This is a genomic window from Bradyrhizobium sp. AZCC 1610 (assembly GCF_036924515.1).
Classification (GTDB): domain Bacteria; phylum Pseudomonadota; class Alphaproteobacteria; order Rhizobiales; family Xanthobacteraceae; genus Bradyrhizobium.
Map to the genome: position 1 here is coordinate 61,623 of NZ_JAZHRR010000001.1, position 16,027 is coordinate 77,649.

The following is a 16,027-nucleotide window of genomic DNA, read 5'->3' on the forward strand; positions in this document are numbered from 1 at the left end:
AGTTGACTAATCTCAGCTCGCAGCGTTCAACAGCCGCGCCACGGTACGGTCGATCTGCTCGTACTGGCCTTCACCATCGTGCTGGAACACGATCTTTCCGTTCTGGTCGACGATATATTGCGCCGGCCAATAGCGGTTACGGTAGGCTTTCCAGGTCTGCGAGTCGTTGTCCTGCGCCACCGGATAGGTGATGCCGTGCCGCTTCAGCGCGGACTGAACGTTGGAGGCGGAGCGCTCGAACGGAAATTCCGGGGTGTGGATGCCGACGACGACGAAACCGCGGTCTTTGTATTTGGCGTAGAGCCCGGTGACGTGCGGCAGCGTGTTCACGCAGTTGACGCAGCCATAGGTCCAGAAATTCACCAGCACCACCTTGCCGCGGAGTTCGGCCAGTTTAAGGGGCGCGGAATTAAACCAGTTGCCGAGGCCCACGAAGTCGGGCGCGGTGGCCTGCGTCGCGGCGACGGTGAACGGTGTTTCCGTCACGCGTGACGCGTCGCCGCAGAAGGCGGGCATCGCTGAGCCCGCGAGAGAGAGCGTGGCGATCGCGGCGGATGCGGCGAGTGAGCGTAGGGTCATGGTGGTCTCCATTGAATCAGAGGCCGATCTGGCCATTGGGGTAAAATCCGGTGAGCCACGCCAAGATCAGCGTGTCGTACTGGAAGTAGGAGAGCAGCGCGAAGGCGATCACGATGGCGCCGAACCCCTGCTGCATCCGCGGCGCGATCCGCGCGACGCTGCGGATTCGAGTGGTGACGGCCTGGCCGCCATAGGCGATGGCGAGCATCGGCAGCGCCGCGCCGACGGCATAGACAATCAGCAGCAGGCTCGCCCAGGCGGTATCCTGCGAGGTCGCGATGACGGTCAGGATCGAGCCCAGCACGGGCCCGGCACAGGGTGTCCAGACCAGGCCGAGCGTCGTGCCCAGAACGAAGCCACCGATCACGCCTTGACGGGAGGCGGCCGAATGGCCGGTGAAGCCGCCGATCCGGATCGAGAGCCATTCGAAGGGCGTCGGCCAGATCATCAGCAATCCAAAGCCGATCAAAAGGATCGCCGCGGCGTTTCGCAGGTGATTGGGATCGAAATCGAACACGCGCGTGATCGCACCCAGCAGCAATGCCACCATCGAGAATGACATCACAAAGCCGAGCGCGATCATCGCCGGCCGCATCTTGCCGGTCTGGCCGACCGATGCCCCGAGGAGGATAGGCAGCATCGGCAGCGTGCAAGGGGCGGCCACGGTGACGACACCTGCGAGCAGCGCAAGAACAAGATTGAGCATCGAAGGCATCCATCACCGGTCCCCGGCGAGACCATTGCCGGGTGCCTGATGAACTTCGCGGTGATGGGGCAGGGCGTTACGCGCGCGACGGCGCGGGAGGCGTCACGTCTCTGTGAGACCCTTTTCGCGCTACGCACACGAAATCAGGCGCCAAACGCAGAGCGACCCGGCTGGGGGGCATCCCGGCCGGGTCGTTGGAGGTTACTTGGGAGGTCTAGAGCTTGGGAGGTCTAGAAATTCAGCGGGGGGTCTCGCTGTCGTAGGAGATCACGCAGACCTCCTTGGGACTCTTGGTGCCGCAATCGACCACCTGTTCACGCACGAACGTCGAACCGGTGTCGCGCTGGGCGCGGGGCTGGACGTTCTGGGCTGACAGGGTGGCCAGGGTCGCGACGGCGCCGAGCGGGACGATGAAAAGGCGGAAGGACGGCTTCAGCATGTTCGCTCTCCTGTTCGGCGTTGGCGTTCAAGTTGTTGACGAAAGGTATAGGGGCTGAGTTTTTCCGGGTGATGTCGCCGATTGTTTCATTTGCTTCGTCGGAGGTAATCTTTGTCCGTCGAAACCGACCCGCTTCTTGTCCCCAATACCATCTTAACCTGTTGAAGTAGCTGAAGTTTATGCGGCGAGGCTGTCCACGCCGGCGCCCTTAAGCAACTCGGCCAATTGTTTGCGGGCATAGAACATCCGGGTCTTCACCGTGCTCTGGGGAATACCGATGATCGCGCCGGCCTCTTCCACCGACTTCTCGTGGTAGTAGACCAGATTGATGATCTCGCGATGGGCCGGCGACAGCTTGGCGACGCAGGCGCGCAGGATGGCGCTGGTGTTGCTGCGGTCGAGTGAGGCTTCCGGCGTGTCGGCCTCATCGGCGATCTCCAGCACGTCTTCCTGCTCGATGTCCTCATGCTTGCGCTGACGCAGCGCGGTCAGCGCCTTGAAGCGGGCAATCGACAGCAGCCAGGTCGAAACCTGCGAGCGGCCCTCGAACTGGCTGGCGGTCCGCCACACGTCGAGGAAGACCTGGCTGACGAGGTCTTCCGCCATCGTGGTATCGCGCACCATGCGCAGCACGAAGCGGTAAACCCGGACGTTATGGCGGGAATAAAGCACATGCATCGCCGTGCGGTCGCCCTTGGCAATACTCTGCAGCAGCATTTCGTCTGATGTCGCGCGGGCGGCGGCAATCGACTTCTTGGCTGCGGCGTTGATGGCGACGACGTTCGACATGACAGGCTCCCCAATTCCGACGCCAACAGGCGTTTCGTTGGGAGGATTGTTAATCAGGCTCGGTTTCGGGACGTCTGCACCAAAGGGGGAAAATGGTTTCGTGCCCGAGAGAATTGTTTCGTCGCGGGGCCTGCGACGAAACATTCGGGAGTAAAAGGCCAGTAATTTCAATATGCGGAAAATTGGAAGATTTCGGGCATAGGCACAAGCCTATCGTCGTCCCTGCGAAAGCAGGGACCCATAACCACAGGGAGTTGTTGTTTGCCGAAGGCGTCGACCAACACGTCTTATCGGCAGATCACGCGGTATGGGTCCCTGCGTTCGCAGGGACGACGAAGAAGGCCTAACCCTTCTCGCCGGTCGGCGAGAATAGATAACCGCCGCCTCTGATCGTGCGGATCACGGCGGGCTTGGTCGGGTCGATCTCGATCTTGCGCCGGATGCGCATGATCCTGAGATCGACGGCGCGGTCGAAGGCTTCGGCGTCGCGCGCATTGGCCAATTCCAACAGCCGCTCCCGCGACAACACCCGCTTCGGATTCGCTGCGAACACCTTCAACAGGCCGAACTCGGAGGCCGTCAGCGGATGCTCGTTGCCTTCGTCGTCGCGCAGCGCCTGGGCTTCGAGGTCGAGCCATTTGGTGCCGAACCGCACCAACTGCTCCTTCTCTGCCTTTGCCGGAGCAGCCTCGGGCGCGGCCGCTTTGGCCGGCGTGCTGCGACGAAGCACCGAGCGGATGCGCGCCATCAGCTCGCGCAGCTCGCAAGGCTTGGCGATATAGTCGTCGGCGCCGAGTTCGAGGCCGACGACGCGGTCGATCGGGCTCGCGGTCGCCGTCAGCATGATGACGGGGACGTTGATGCGGCTCTTCAGGTCGCGAATGATCGAAAGCCCGTCTTCCTCGGGCATGTTGAGGTCGAGCACGACGAGATCGGGCACGTTGGTCTCGATCTCGCGGCGCAGGCTTTTTCCGCCGTCGCACAGCGTGACGCTGAAACCGTGCATCTTGAGGTAATCACCGACCATCTCGCGGGCCGGTGGCTCGTCATCGACAATGAAGATGTGCGGGCTCTGGGTCATGTCGTCTCTGTCGCGGGCAGTGTAACCGTAAACGTCGATCCCTGTCCGGGGCCGGCGCTTTCCGCAGTCACATGGCCGCCATGCATGTCGATGATGCGTTTGACAATCGATAGGCCGAGGCCGGTCGAACTTTCCCCGGCCGTGGGCTTGGCCGAGAGCCGCTGGAACCGGCCGAACAGCCGGCCGAGATCCTCCGGCGAAAGGCCGGCGCCCTGGTCGGCGATGCGGATCACCGTGTCGCCGACCTCATGGGTGACGGCCACCGTGATCTTGCCGCCGATCGGCGAATATTTGATGGCGTTGCTGACGAGGTTGTCGATCGCCTCGCGGATCCGGTCGGCGTCGCACATGGTGACGAAATTCGGCGGCGCCGACACGGCGATGGACTGCTGCTTGTTGACCGCCGAAGGCAGGTTCGAATCGGTGACTTCGGCAACGAGGGCCGCGATATCGACCGGCTCGCGCCGGATCGTGATGTCGAAGGCGTCCGCCATCGCATCGGAAATCAGGTGATCAACCATCGAGGTCAGGCGCTTGGTGGCGTCGCGGATATGCTCGACCTGCGCGGTGACGTTCTCCTTGGGCGAGCCGGCGCCGATCAGCTCGGTCAGCATTTCGGTGCGGCCAAGGATCACGCCGAGCGGGTTTTTCAGATCGTGCGCGACGGTGCCGAGAATCTCGTTCTTGAAGCCGTTGGCGCGCTGCAGCCGCAGCCATTGCGCCGACAGCCGCCGGTTGGCCTGCATCAGCGCGCGGGTGCGCTGGGCGACGCGGTCCTCGAGCTGGGTGTTGGCCTCGTGCAGTTGCCGGTAGAGAATGACGTTGTCGAATGCGATCGACAGCCGGCTGGAGAAAATCTCGACCAGCGCGCGGTCGGTATCGGAGAGCTGGCGCTCGGCCTGCAACAGCACCACCACCTCGCGACCAGAGCCGGTGCGCAGGTAAAGCACGCTGCGGTGGTCGGCGAATTCGTTCTTGCGGCGCTGGAAGGCGGCTTCCACCATCTGCCGCAAATCCGGATCGAGCGCCTTGGAGCTTGTGGTGCCGATGAAGCGGCTGTAGCAGCCCGAACCCGCCAGCACCGAGAATTCGCTGCCAGGAGCGCCGTCGTCGCGCAACACCAGGATGCCGGCGCAGTCGACATTGAGCAGCGAAGCGAGCTGCGTCAGCACGCCTTCCGCAAGCCGCTGCATCGATTTGAAGTCGTAGAGCGTCGAGGCGGCGTCGATGATGATTTCAAGCCCGCGCCTGGTCTGCACCATGCGCTCGAGCTGCTGGTAGCTGCGCAGCGCAGCCGTGAGCGAGGTGAACAGCTTGTCGGCGGTGAGCTCCGTCTTGGCCTTGTAGTCGTTGATGTCGTACTGGACGATGACGCGGCGCTCGGGCGCTTGTCCCGGCTGGCCGGTGCGCAGGATGATGCGGACGGTTTCGTTCTTGAGCTCGTTGCGTATGTATTCGACGAGGTCCAGGCCCGCGACGTCGGTTTCCATGATGACGTCGAGCAGCACGGCCGCGACGTCGGGATTGTTGCGCATCAAGGTGCGGCCTTCGGCCGCGGAATAGGCCGACAGGATTTCGAGCGTCGCGCCGTGCAGATTGTAGTCGCTCAGCGCAAAGCGGGTGCCCTCGTGCACCGCGGCATCGTCGTCGATGACGGCGATCTTCCATTTGCGCGCGGACGAGTCCTCCGGAACGGTCCCGGTATCGTCGATCAGGTGGAGGACATCGTCCTGTTCGGCCATTGAGGAGTTCCGTCGGCTGCTGTCTGGTCTGTAATCGTGGGTTCGCCCCGGGCGACTTTAGGCATGATAATGCGGAAGGTGGTGCCTTGTCCCAGCCTTGACTCCAGCATCATCCGGCCGCCGAGCTGTTGAGTGACAAGATTATAGACGATATGCAAGCCCAGCCCGGTACCGCCTTCGTTGCGGCGCGTCGTAAAGAAGGGGTCGAACGCCTGCCGCTGCACGTCCGGCGTCATTCCGGCCCCGTTGTCGGCAAAAATGATCTCGATATCGTCGCTGCCGCGGGCCCGCGCCGAGATCGTGATCGCCCCGGACCGGCCGTCGGCAAAGGCATGATTGGCGGCGTTGAGGAAAAGATTGGTTAAAATCTGGCCGTAGGAGCCGGGATAGCCGTCGATGAAAAGCCCTTCCGGCACGTCCACCGACAGCGTGATCGCCGCCTTCTTCAGCACCGGTTTCAGGCTCGCGACGATCTGGTCGGTGGCCTCGCTGAGGTTGAATTGCCGGCGCTCGGCGAGCGAGCGGTCCACCGCCACCTGCTTGAACGACTGGATCAGCTCGCCGGCGCGGTGCAGGTTCGCCACCAATTGCCCTGCTGCGTCGCGCGAGGTCCTGACGAAGTCGTCGAGCTTGGAGCGGCGTAATGGCTCCGTCCGCAGTTCCTGCTCGAACATATCGGCGCGGCGCGCAAAGCTCGACGCCACCGTCAGGCTGATGCCGATCGGGTTGTTCACCTCGTGGGCGACGCCGGCGACCAGCCCGCCGAGCGCCGCCAGCCGCTCGGCGTCGATCAGGTTCTGCTGCGCGGTATTGAGTTCAAGCAGCGCGCTTTCGGCCCTCTCCTTCGAGGCGCGCAGTTCGTCCTCGGTCTTGCGCTTGGCGATGGCGTTCTCGCGGAATACGTCTACCGCGCGCGCCATGGCGCCGACCTCGTCCCTGGCGGTGGTACCCTGCACGCGGCGATCGTAATTGCCCGAGGTGATCGCATGCATCGCCGCCAGGATCTGCTGCAGCGGCAGGCGGATCGAGAGCGCGATCAGGACGCCGGCGGACAGGATAATGCCGAGGAACATCACGGCGATCGACAGCACGCGGCGCGAGATGGCCGATAGTGTCCTGTCGAACGTCTCCTGCGCCTTCTGCTCGCGCTGGCGCATCTTGACCGACAGCTCGTCGATGACGCCGATGGCCTCGGCCTGGCTGGCATCGATGGTATTGCGCAAGAGCTCGGTCCGGATCGTGAGCTGCTCGGTCAATTTGGCCATCCCTTCGCGCAGCGCCACGGTCCGCGCCTTCAGCCGCGTCAGCGCCATGCGCTGCAAATCATTGTCGGCGAGGTCGGCCATCGCGGGGATGGTGTTCTCGATCGTCTCGGTGTTCCTGCGGGCGTCCTCGGCGGAGGCCGAGGCGCGTGACAGATAATAGGCGTTGGTGGCGACCAGCATGGCCGTGAACGCCTCGCGTGATTTCCCGAGTGCCGGCCAGATCTGCGCATCGCGATGCCCGGTGGCGCCCTCGATGATCGAGTACAACCCGGCCATTTCCCGGGCCGGCCCCAGCACTTGCTGCTCATAGGTCTTGGTGATGGTGGCCTGCACGGCGCGCAATTCGCCGAAGCCGTTGAGGAAACGGTCGGTGACCTGTTCGAGCCGCTCGACCGATCCTGATAGCATGGGGTCGTTCGCGGCGCGCGTGGTGAGCGTGCCGAGAACCGCTTCCCGAAGCAGCAGGATCTCGGCGAACAGGTCGGGGCTCGGCTGGTTGATGTAGCGATGGATCAGGTTCTGCAGCCGGCTGGTTTCGCTTTCCAGCAGTGCCAGGATCTTGTCGGACTCCCGCACCTGCCGGACGTCGTCCCAGGCCGAACCCAGCACCTTGGCACCGTTCCAGATCAAAATGGCGAGCACCACGACGACGGCGGAGTTCAATCCCGCGATCGACAGGATGCGCCAGCGGATCGGCACCGCGCGCAGCCACTGGACGACGCGAAAACGGCCCCGCGCGGCGAAGGTCGCCGGCCGTTCCGCTGCTCGGTGCTGTTGCGGTGCGCCGGTCAAATCCGCTCCACTCTACGAAGGCGCCCGATCAATACCGGCGTCATCGTCCCGATCAATGCAACGTTGGTACGGTTGAGATCGGCCGCGCCGGTCCTGATATGTTCGAGGGCTTCCTTTTCCGCGCCGAGTCGGCGGGGATGGACCATTTCGATCGGATGCCTCTCGTTTTGGGGATCGGGGATACGAAACTCGCGCGCAAAAGCGCCCGTTGAGACCGCCGTAAGCAACGGCGCAACAACAAGCACGATGATCCGCGAAAGGTCGGCGCGGCGATACACAGCGACAAATCCCCTTAGAGATGGAGTCTGCGGCGGGGAGAAAAGGTTCAACATTTTTAGCAGAATTTACCGATGCTTGGCTATTGGCGGCTGGGCTGGCAGGCGGTATGCGGTGGGTAATCTTGATAATCTCGCTGCAATCTTAAATTGTGTTGTGCGCTGCGGCGATTTCGGGCGGACTAAAACCACAGCTTGAGGCATTTATGAGGTCGCAGCGAGCAGATACCATCGCCGGCGCGGCAGAGCAGGAAAATCACCAGTGAAATTGGCCTTGAGATTCTTGCAATTCGCGGCGCTCGCCGCCACGGCGCTTGCGTCTCCGGCACAGGCCGCCACCGAGATCATGTGGTGGCACGCGATGTCGGGGGAACTCGGCAAGCAGCTTGAAAAGCTGGCTGCCGATTTCAATGCGTCGCAGTCCGATTACCGGGTCGTGCCGACATACAAGGGCAACTACACCGAGACGGTGACGGCGGCGATCTTCGCATTCCGTTCGAGAAGCCAGCCCGCCATCGTTCAGGTCAACGAGATCGCGACCGCCACCATGATGGCGGCCAAGGGCGCGATCTATCCGGTGTTCGAATTGATGCGCGATCAGTCGGAGCCGTTCTCGCCTGAGGCGTATCTGCCGGCGGTGACCAGCTATTATTCCGATGTTGCCGGCAACATGCTGTCGTTCCCGTTCAATGTCTCGACGCCGATCCTTTACTACAACAAGGATCTGTTCCGCGCTGCGGGTCTCGATCCGGAGGTGGCGCCGAAGACCTGGGCCGAGGTCGGCGCTGCGGCGAAGCGTCTGCGCGCGGCCGGTTCGCCCTGCGGGCTCACCACATCCTGGCCCTCCTGGGTGCATGTCGAGAATTTTTCCGCATTCCACAATCTGCCGTTGGCGACCCGGGCCAATGGCTTTGGCGGGCTCGATGCGGAATTGACCTTCAACAATCCGGACGTGGTGCGGCACATCGCGCAACTCGCGGAATGGCAGGCGACGAAAGTTTTCGACTATGGCGGCCGCGGGCAATCGGCCGAGCCGCGTTTTCAGAAGGGCGAATGCGCCATCTTCATCGGCTCGTCCGGAACGCGCGCGGACATCAAGGCCAATTCCAGGTTCGAGGTTGGCTACGGCATGATCCCGCACCGGCCCGAAATCGCCGGCGCCCCGCAAAACTCCATCATCGGCGGCGCCACGCTATGGGTGCTGCGCGACCGGCCGCGCGGCGAATACACCGGCGTCGCGCGGTTCTTCGCCTATCTCTCGAAGCCGGAAGTGCAGGCCGCCTGGCACCAGAACACCGGCTATCTGCCGATCACCCGCGCCGCCTTCGACCTCACCCGCGCGCAGGGCTTCTACGATCGCGATCCCGGTGCGGCGATCGGAATCGAGCAGCTGACCTTCAAGCCGCCGACCGGGAATTCGAAGGGAATCCGGCTCGGGTCCTTTGTGCTGATCCGCGGCGTGATCGACGAAGAACTCGAGCAGGTTTTCCGCGGCAAGCAGTCCGCGCAGGCAGCCCTCGACCTCGCCGTCGAGCGCGGCAACCGCCTGCTGCGCCAGTTCGAACGGGCCAATCCGGACCGGTAGTTGTTGCGTAGCCCGGGTGAAGCGCAGCGTAACCCGGGATTCAGCCGCGGCCCCGGTCCCGGATTTCGCTTGCGCTCCATCCGGGCTACACACGGAGCCAATGGTGCCATCACTACCGACACTCACAGGCTACGCGCCCTTCCGCGCCTGGCGCGCCGATCCGGCGCAATGGCTGCCGATCGCGCGCGATATCGCCCGCGGCCACGGCCTGGCATGCGTGGCGCCGCATGTCTTCTCCACCGGTACCAATCTCGTCATTGCCCTCGACGAGCAACTCATCCTCAAAATTTTCCCGCCATTTCTTCGCGCCCAATTCGTCTCGGAACGTGGCGCGCTGGCGCAGCTTCATGGACGGCTTCGTGTCGCGATTCCCGAAATCGTCGTCGAAGGCGAGCGCGACGGATGGCCATATCTCGTCATCACGCGGCTATCGGGCGTGTTGGGCGCCGATGTCTGGCCATCGCTGCCGGAAACGGACAAGGAGCGTGTGCTTGCCGAGATTGGCGAAACCATCGCCGAGGTACAACGCGTTCCGGCAGGACCGCTCGGGCAGATCGAGCCGGGCTGGGACGTCTTCATGCGCCGACAGATCGAAGGGTGCCGCGCCCGGCACGCGCGTCTCGGATTGCCGCAGAAATTTCTCGACGGTCTGGACGAATTGCTGCGCGATGCGCGCTCGCTGGTTGCGCTGGACACGCCAGCCGTGATCCTGACCGGCGAATACATCCCGGAAAACTTCCTGCTGAGCCGCAGCGGTCCGGGTTGGCGGGTTGCAGGGCTCATCGATTTCGGCGACGTGATGACGGGCAGGCGCGAGTATGACCTGCTTGGCCCCAGCGCCTTCATGACTGCCGGCATGCCGCGGCGGGTGCGAAGCCTGTTCGAGGGTTTTGGATATTCACCCGCGGATATCACGCCCGAGCTGAAGCGGCGGCTGATGGCGCTGATGCTGCTGCATCGGGCTAGTGATCCGGTCAGGGCTTTCTCCATCGAGGGATGGCAGGAGAAGGCCGCGGACCTCCATAAATTGCAGGATTTGCGCTGGCCAATTTGAGCGGAGCACCGCAATGGTGCGCCTAAAATAACTGCTCATCTGTTGGGCAAATATACCTCTTTGTATGCAATCCACCAAGGTGCCGCATCCCCGGACATCATTCGCTTCGGATGCATTCGCTAGTAGCATCAATGAGTTGGCGTAAAAGTAAGCTTTCCTTTAACGGTTGGCACAAACCTTGCGATTCCAGTTCCAAAGCCGCTTTCCCTCAGGCGTTTGGAGCATCACCCATGAAGCGTCGCGATTTCCTGAAATCCGTCACCGGAGTTGCCGCGGGCGCGATGGTGCCGGCGCCGGCGATCTGGTCCGCGGCCAAGGCTGATGCGCGGTCGGAGACGCTGCTGATCGTCTCGGAAAGCGGCCCCAACAATCTCGACATTCACGGCGTCGGCACCAACGTGCCCGGCTACGAGGTGTCGTGGAATTGCTACGACCGCCTGATCAGCCACGAGATGAAGAGCGGTCCGGGCGGGGTGCCGTATTACGACCGCGACAAGTTCAAGCCTGAGCTCGCCGAGGACATGAAGGTCGGCGACATGTCGGTCACCTTCAAGCTGAAGAAGAACGCGAAATTCCACGACGGCGCGCTGGTCACGGCCAAGGACGTCAAGTGGTCGCTCGATCGCGCGGTGAGCGTCGGCGGTTTTCCGACGTTCCAGATGGGCGCGGGCTCCCTGACCAAGACCGAGCAGTTCGTCGTTGTCGACGACAACACGGTGCGGGTCGATTTCGCCAAGAAAGATCGCCTGACTCTGCCCGATCTCGCGGTCATCGTGCCGTGCATTGTCAATTCCGAACTGGTGAAGAAGAGCGCCACCGAGAAGGATCCGTGGGGTCTCGAATATACCAAGCAGCAGACCGCGGGCTCCGGCGCATACAAGGTGACGAAGTGGACCGCCGGCACTGAAGTCATCATGGAGCGCAACGACGCGTGGGTCGGCGGTCCCTTACCGAAGGTCAAGCGCGTGATCTGGCGCATGGTGCCGCAGGCCGGCAACCGCCGCGCACTGCTGGAACGCGGCGACGCCGATATCTCCTACGATCTGCCGAACAAGGATTTCGTCGAGCTGAAGGACAGCGGCAAGCTCAACATCGTCTCGGTGCCCTATTCCAACGGCGTCCAGTATATCGGCATGAACGTCAAGATACCGCCGTTCGACAACCCCAAGGTTCGCGAGGCGGTAGCCTGTGCGATCCCCTACCAGAAGATCATGGATGCGGTGCTGTTCGGCCTCGCAAAGCCGATGTTCGGCGCCGCTGCCAACAAGGCGACCGAGGTGGCGTGGCCGCAGCCGACCAAATACGTCACCGATATCGCCAGGGCCAAGGCATTGCTGGCGGAGGCCGGCCATCCCAACGGTTTCGAGACCACGCTGTCGTTCGACCTCGGCTTCGCCGGCGTCAACGAACCGCTCTGCGTGCTGGTGCAGGAGAGCCTTGCGCAAATCGGCATCAAGACCACCATCAACAAGATTCCCGGCGCCAACTGGCGCACCGAACTCAACAAGAAGGTGCTGCCGCTCTACACCAACGTGTTCTCCGGCTGGCTCGATTATCCCGAGTACTTCTTCATCTGGTGTTACGACGGCAAGAATTCGATCTTCAACACCATGAGCTACCAGTCGAAGGCGATGGACGAATTCATCCACGGCGCCGTCGACGCGGCGGCGGTCGGCAACACCAGCAAATACGACACCGACGTAAAGGGCTTTGTCGATCTCGCCTTCAAGGACATCCCGCGCATTCCGCTGTATCAGCCCTACGTCAACGTCGCGATGCAGAAGAATGTCTCGGGCTATCAATACTGGTTCCACCGAAGGCTGGATTATCGTGCGCTCGTGAAGGCATAAGAGGCGAGCACCATGCTGACCATGATCGGCAAGCGGCTGATGTTTGCGATCCCGTCGCTGATCGGCGTCGTGATCGTCACGTTCCTCCTGACGCGCGCGCTACCGGGCGACCCGGCCGCCTATTTCGCCGGGCCCGCGGCGGGCAAGGAAGCCATCGAGCAGATCCGCAAGAAACTCGGCCTCGACAAGCCGCTGATCGAGCAGTTCTTCCGCTACACCAACGATCTCGCCCATGGCGATTTCGGCAATTCGCTGACCACGGGCCAGCCGGTCGCGACCGAAATCCGCAACCGCCTGCCGGCGTCCGCCGAACTGACGCTGCTCGGCCTCGTCGTTTCGGTCATGATCGCGATCCCGCTCGGCGTACTGGCCGCGACGCGGCCGGGCTCCTGGATCGACCATCTCTGTCGCATCACCACGACCGCCGGCGTGTCGCTGCCGGTGTTCTTCACCGGGCTGGTGCTGGTCTATGTCTTCTATTTCAGGCTCGGCTGGTCGCCGGCGCCGCTCGGCCGGCTCGACGTGTTCTACAGCGCGCCACCCACCGTGACCGGTCTTTACCTGATCGACGCCCTGATCGCGCGCGATCTCGAAACGTTTCGTTCGGCGCTGAGCCAGTTGATCCTCCCGGCGGGGACGCTGGCGATCTTTTCGCTGGCGCCGATCGCGCGCATGACGCGGGCCTCGATGCTGGCGGTGCTGGCATCCGACTTCGTCCGCACCGCGCGCGCCAGCGGGCTGTCGCCGTCAACCGTGATCGTTACCTACGCGTTTCGCAACGCCATGCTGCCGGTCATCACCACGCTCAGCATGGTGTTCTCGTTCCTGCTGGGCGCCAACGTGCTGGTCGAAAAAGTTTTCGCCTGGCCGGGCATCGGCTCCTACGCCGTCGAAGCGCTGATCTCGTCGGATTTCGCCCCGGTGCAGGGCTTCGTGCTGACCATGGCGGTCATGTACGTGCTGCTCAACCTGGTCATCGACATTCTCTATGGCGTGATCGATCCGCGCGTCCGGCTTGAAGGGTGAGGTTGGAACATGAGTAGCGTTGCGCCTGCCGTTGAACCCATCGTACCCGCGCGTACCTCGGGCCTGACTGCGATGTTTGAGCACACCCGCTACGTGCTCGGCGAGAACCGCGTCACCGCGTTTGCCTTCGGCCTCCTGGTTGTCATCCTGTTCGCCGCGATCTTCGGCCCCTACATCGTGCCCTACGATCCGCTTGCCAGCGATACCGCCGCGGCGCTGAAGCCGCCATCGGCGGCGCACTGGTTCGGCACCGATCAATTGGGCCGCGACATCTTCAGCCGCGTCGTCGTCGCCACAAGGCTCGATACCTTCATCGCGGTCGCCTCCGTAGCGCTGGTGTTTCTGATGGGCGGACTTGCCGGCATCGCCGCCGGCTATTTCGGCGGCTGGACCGACCGCTTCGTCGGCCGCATCGCCGACACCATCATGGCGTTTCCGCTGTTCGTGCTGGCGATGGGCATCGTCGCGGCGCTTGGCAATACCGTGCAGAACATCATCATCGCCACCGCGATCGTGAACTTTCCGCTCTATGCCCGCGTCGCGCGCGCCGAGGCGAATGTGCGCCGCAATGCGGGTTTCGTGCAGGCGGCGCGGCTGTCGGGCAATGGCGAGATGCGGATTCTGCTGGTGCACATCCTGCCCAACATTATGCCGATCATGATCGTGCAGATGTCGCTGACCATGGGCTATGCGATCCTCAACGCCGCCGGGCTTTCCTTCATCGGGCTCGGCGTGCGGCCCCCGACGGCGGAATGGGGCATCATGGTCGCGGAAGGCGCGGGCTTCATGGTTTCGGGCGAATGGTGGATCGCGCTGTTCCCGGGGCTGGCGCTGATGATCGCGGTGTTCTGCTTCAATCTGCTCGGCGACGGCCTGCGCGACATCGTCGATCCGCAGCGGAGGACGTGATGGGCGCGGCGTTTCACATCCTCGTCATTGCCGGGCTTGACCCGGCAATCCATCGCGCGAAGCGCAGGTTTGACTCTTTGATGGATGCGCGGGTCAAGCCCGCGCATGACGATCTGAGAGTTGGGAGGCATCGATGACCGCGCAGCCCTTGCTCGACGTCCATGACCTCACCGTCGAATTCTCTACCCGGCGCGGCATCGTGAAAGCCGTGCAGCACGTCAACATCTCCGTGACCAAGGGCGAGACGCTCGGCATCGTCGGCGAATCCGGCTCCGGCAAGTCGGTGACTTCATATGCCGTGATGCGGATCCTCGACCGCGCCGGCCGGATCGCCGAGGGCTCGGTGGTGTTTTCCGGCATCGACGTCAAGGCCGCGACCGAAAACCAGATGCGCGATTTGCGCGGCCGCGAAATCTCGATGATTTTCCAGAATCCGCGCGCCGCCCTCAATCCGATCCGAAAAGTGGGCGACCAGATCGAGGACGTGTTGCGCCAGCACGTGCAGAGCGCGGCCAGCGACCGCGGCGAGAAGGCGATCGAGGCGCTGGAGCAGGTCAAGATCGCCCGACCCCGCGAGCGCTATCACGCCTATCCGTTCGAACTTTCGGGGGGCATGTGCCAGCGCGTCGTGATCGCGCTGGCGCTGGCCTGCAATCCGCAGCTTCTGATCGCCGACGAGCCGACCACCGGGCTTGACGTCACCACGCAGAAGGCGGTGATGGACCTGATCGTCGAACTCACCAAGCGCCGGAATATGTCGACCATCCTGATCACGCATGATCTCGGCCTTGCCGCCGCCTATTGCGATCGCGTGGTCGTCATGGAGAAGGGCCGGGTGGTGGAGACGGCGAAGTCGGCGGATATTTTTGCGAAGCCCGAGCACGCCTATACAAGAAAGCTGATGCGCGCGACGCCGAGGGTTGGCGTGTCGCTTCGGGATTTGTTGCCGGAGGAGGAGGCTCTTGCTTCAATCCCGCCCCGCTCTCCTTCCGTCACCCCCGGGCTTGACCCGGCCATCCATCTCTCTTTGCAAGACTCTTCAAAGGCGATGGCCCCCCGGGTCAAGCCCGGGGGTGACGAAGATTCAAAGCCGCTCCTCCTCGTCGAAAAGCTCGTCAAGGAATATCCACGCCAGGGCGCGACCGCGGTGCTGTCAAAACTGTTCTCCCGCAAGCCGCCGGTCGAGGCGGAAGTGTTCCGCGCGGTCGATGGCATCAGTTTCACCGTCGGTCACGGTGAAAGCGTTGGCCTCGTCGGTGAATCCGGCTGCGGCAAGTCGACGACGTCGATGATGGTGATGCGTTTGTTGGACCAGACTTCCGGCCGCATCCTGTTCGATGGCGAGGAGATCGGCGCGATTCTGCCGCAAGCGTTTGCGCGGCTGCCGCTGCGCAAGAGCATCCAGATGGTGTTCCAGGACCCGACCGACAGCCTCAACCCGCGTTTCACCGCTGCACGCGCCATCGCCGACCCGATCATGCAGCTCGGCGACATCAGGGGACGCGACGCGCTGCGCGCCCGTTGCGAGAAGCTTGCCGGCCTGGTCGGCCTGCCCGTCAACCTGCTCGATCGCTTTCCGCACCAATTATCCGGCGGCCAGAAGGCCCGCGTCGGCATCGCACGCGCGATTGCGCTGCATCCCAAACTCGTGATCCTCGATGAGCCGACGGCGGCGCTCGACGTCTCTGTTCAGGCCGTCGTGCTCAATCTGCTGCAGGATCTCAAGCAATCGATGGGTATGAGCTATTTGTTCGTGTCGCATGATCTGAATGTGGTGCGTTTGCTGTGCGACCGTGTCATCGTGATGCGTGCGGGACGAATCGTCGAGCAAGGTTTATCCGAGCGGGTGCTCGGCGATCCGCAGGATGCCTATACAAAGGAATTGCTGACGGCGATCCCGCATCCGCCGTTGCCGGTTCACTAGAAACTTGAGTG

14 protein-coding genes are annotated in these 16,027 nt (G+C 63.0%); 6 read left to right on the top strand and 8 right to left on the bottom strand.

Annotated elements, in window-relative coordinates; genetic code table 11:
• Positions 1-12 precede the first annotated feature (12 nt).
• The 8 genes from V1279_RS00290 to V1279_RS00325 all read right to left on the bottom strand — a co-directional run bounded on the left by V1279_RS00290 (position 13) and on the right by V1279_RS00325 (position 7,671).
• Positions 13-516 carry a thioredoxin family protein gene (locus V1279_RS00290; protein ID WP_442894865.1) on the bottom strand — a complete coding sequence of 168 codons (504 nt, stop codon included), beginning with the start codon at positions 514-516 and terminating at the stop codon, positions 13-15.
• Between the two features lie 79 nt (positions 517-595).
• Positions 596-1,285, bottom strand: coding sequence for a cytochrome c biogenesis CcdA family protein (locus tag V1279_RS00295; protein ID WP_334431454.1), 690 nt, complete (start codon positions 1,283-1,285; stop codon positions 596-598).
• Positions 1,286-1,523: 238 nt separating this feature from the next.
• Positions 1,524-1,724 (bottom strand): hypothetical protein, encoded by a 201-nt coding sequence (locus tag V1279_RS00300; protein ID WP_212420139.1) that lies wholly within the window; start codon positions 1,722-1,724, stop codon positions 1,524-1,526.
• 177 nt (positions 1,725-1,901) lie between these two features.
• Complete coding sequence (locus V1279_RS00305) at positions 1,902-2,513, bottom strand: sigma-70 family RNA polymerase sigma factor (protein ID WP_334431455.1); 612 nt, start codon at positions 2,511-2,513, stop codon at positions 1,902-1,904.
• A 343-nt stretch (positions 2,514-2,856) separates the two neighbouring features.
• Positions 2,857-3,594, bottom strand: a complete 738-nt coding sequence (locus V1279_RS00310; protein ID WP_334431456.1) for a response regulator — start codon at positions 3,592-3,594, stop codon at positions 2,857-2,859.
• Positions 3,591-5,336: an ATP-binding response regulator gene (locus V1279_RS00315; protein ID WP_334431457.1), complete on the bottom strand. Its 1,746-nt coding sequence runs from the start codon at positions 5,334-5,336 to the stop codon at positions 3,591-3,593. The genes V1279_RS00310 and V1279_RS00315 overlap by 4 nt, the downstream gene beginning before the upstream one ends.
• A complete protein-coding gene (locus V1279_RS00320) occupies positions 5,306-7,300 on the bottom strand; it encodes a sensor histidine kinase (protein ID WP_334446113.1) in 1,995 nt (664 codons plus the stop codon). The genes V1279_RS00315 and V1279_RS00320 overlap by 31 nt, the downstream gene beginning before the upstream one ends.
• Before the next feature lie 89 nt (positions 7,301-7,389).
• The gene (locus V1279_RS00325; protein WP_334431458.1) at positions 7,390-7,671 is read right to left on the bottom strand and encodes a hypothetical protein; all 282 of its coding nucleotides are present in this window, start codon (positions 7,669-7,671) and stop codon (positions 7,390-7,392) included.
• A gap of 271 nt (positions 7,672-7,942) precedes the next feature.
• Between V1279_RS00325 and ugpB the strand changes: the two genes are divergently transcribed.
• The 6 genes from ugpB (at position 7,943) to V1279_RS00355 (ending at position 16,016) form a co-directional block, all read left to right on the top strand.
• A complete protein-coding gene (gene ugpB, locus V1279_RS00330) occupies positions 7,943-9,253 on the top strand; it encodes a sn-glycerol-3-phosphate ABC transporter substrate-binding protein UgpB (protein WP_334431459.1) in 1,311 nt (436 codons plus the stop codon).
• Between the two features lie 100 nt (positions 9,254-9,353).
• Entirely contained in the window at positions 9,354-10,307 is a 954-nt protein-coding gene (locus V1279_RS00335; protein ID WP_442894710.1) for a phosphotransferase, read from the top strand.
• Positions 10,308-10,537: 230 nt separating this feature from the next.
• Positions 10,538-12,157 (top strand): ABC transporter substrate-binding protein, encoded by a 1,620-nt coding sequence (locus V1279_RS00340; protein WP_334431461.1) that lies wholly within the window; start codon positions 10,538-10,540, stop codon positions 12,155-12,157.
• A gap of 12 nt (positions 12,158-12,169) precedes the next feature.
• Positions 12,170-13,183 (top strand): ABC transporter permease, encoded by a 1,014-nt coding sequence (locus V1279_RS00345; RefSeq protein WP_334431462.1) that lies wholly within the window; start codon positions 12,170-12,172, stop codon positions 13,181-13,183.
• 9 nt (positions 13,184-13,192) lie between these two features.
• Positions 13,193-14,092: an ABC transporter permease gene (locus V1279_RS00350; protein ID WP_334431463.1), complete on the top strand. Its 900-nt coding sequence runs from the start codon at positions 13,193-13,195 to the stop codon at positions 14,090-14,092.
• Positions 14,093-14,225: 133 nt separating this feature from the next.
• A complete protein-coding gene (locus V1279_RS00355) occupies positions 14,226-16,016 on the top strand; it encodes an ABC transporter ATP-binding protein (RefSeq protein WP_334431464.1) in 1,791 nt (596 codons plus the stop codon).
• Positions 16,017-16,027: the final 11 nt, after the last annotated feature.

Bases quoted from the DNA above. Each gene is read 5' to 3' on its own strand.
- V1279_RS00290 (WP_442894865.1), bottom strand. From the start codon at position 516: ATGCCCGCCTTCTGCGGCGACGCGTCACGCGTGACGGAAACACCGTTC.
- V1279_RS00295 (WP_334431454.1), bottom strand. From the start codon at position 1,285: ATGCTCAATCTTGTTCTTGCGCTGCTCGCAGGTGTCGTCACCGTGGCC.
- V1279_RS00300 (WP_212420139.1), bottom strand. From the start codon at position 1,724: ATGCTGAAGCCGTCCTTCCGCCTTTTCATCGTCCCGCTCGGCGCCGTC.
- V1279_RS00305 (WP_334431455.1), bottom strand. From the start codon at position 2,513: ATGTCGAACGTCGTCGCCATCAACGCCGCAGCCAAGAAGTCGATTGCC.
- V1279_RS00310 (WP_334431456.1), bottom strand. From the start codon at position 3,594: ATGACCCAGAGCCCGCACATCTTCATTGTCGATGACGAGCCACCGGCC.
- V1279_RS00315 (WP_334431457.1), bottom strand. From the start codon at position 5,336: ATGGCCGAACAGGACGATGTCCTCCACCTGATCGACGATACCGGGACC.
- V1279_RS00335 (WP_442894710.1), top strand. From the start codon at position 9,354: ATGGTGCCATCACTACCGACACTCACAGGCTACGCGCCCTTCCGCGCC.
- V1279_RS00340 (WP_334431461.1), top strand. From the start codon at position 10,538: ATGAAGCGTCGCGATTTCCTGAAATCCGTCACCGGAGTTGCCGCGGGC.
- V1279_RS00345 (WP_334431462.1), top strand. From the start codon at position 12,170: ATGCTGACCATGATCGGCAAGCGGCTGATGTTTGCGATCCCGTCGCTG.
- V1279_RS00350 (WP_334431463.1), top strand. From the start codon at position 13,193: ATGAGTAGCGTTGCGCCTGCCGTTGAACCCATCGTACCCGCGCGTACC.
- V1279_RS00355 (WP_334431464.1), top strand. From the start codon at position 14,226: ATGACCGCGCAGCCCTTGCTCGACGTCCATGACCTCACCGTCGAATTC.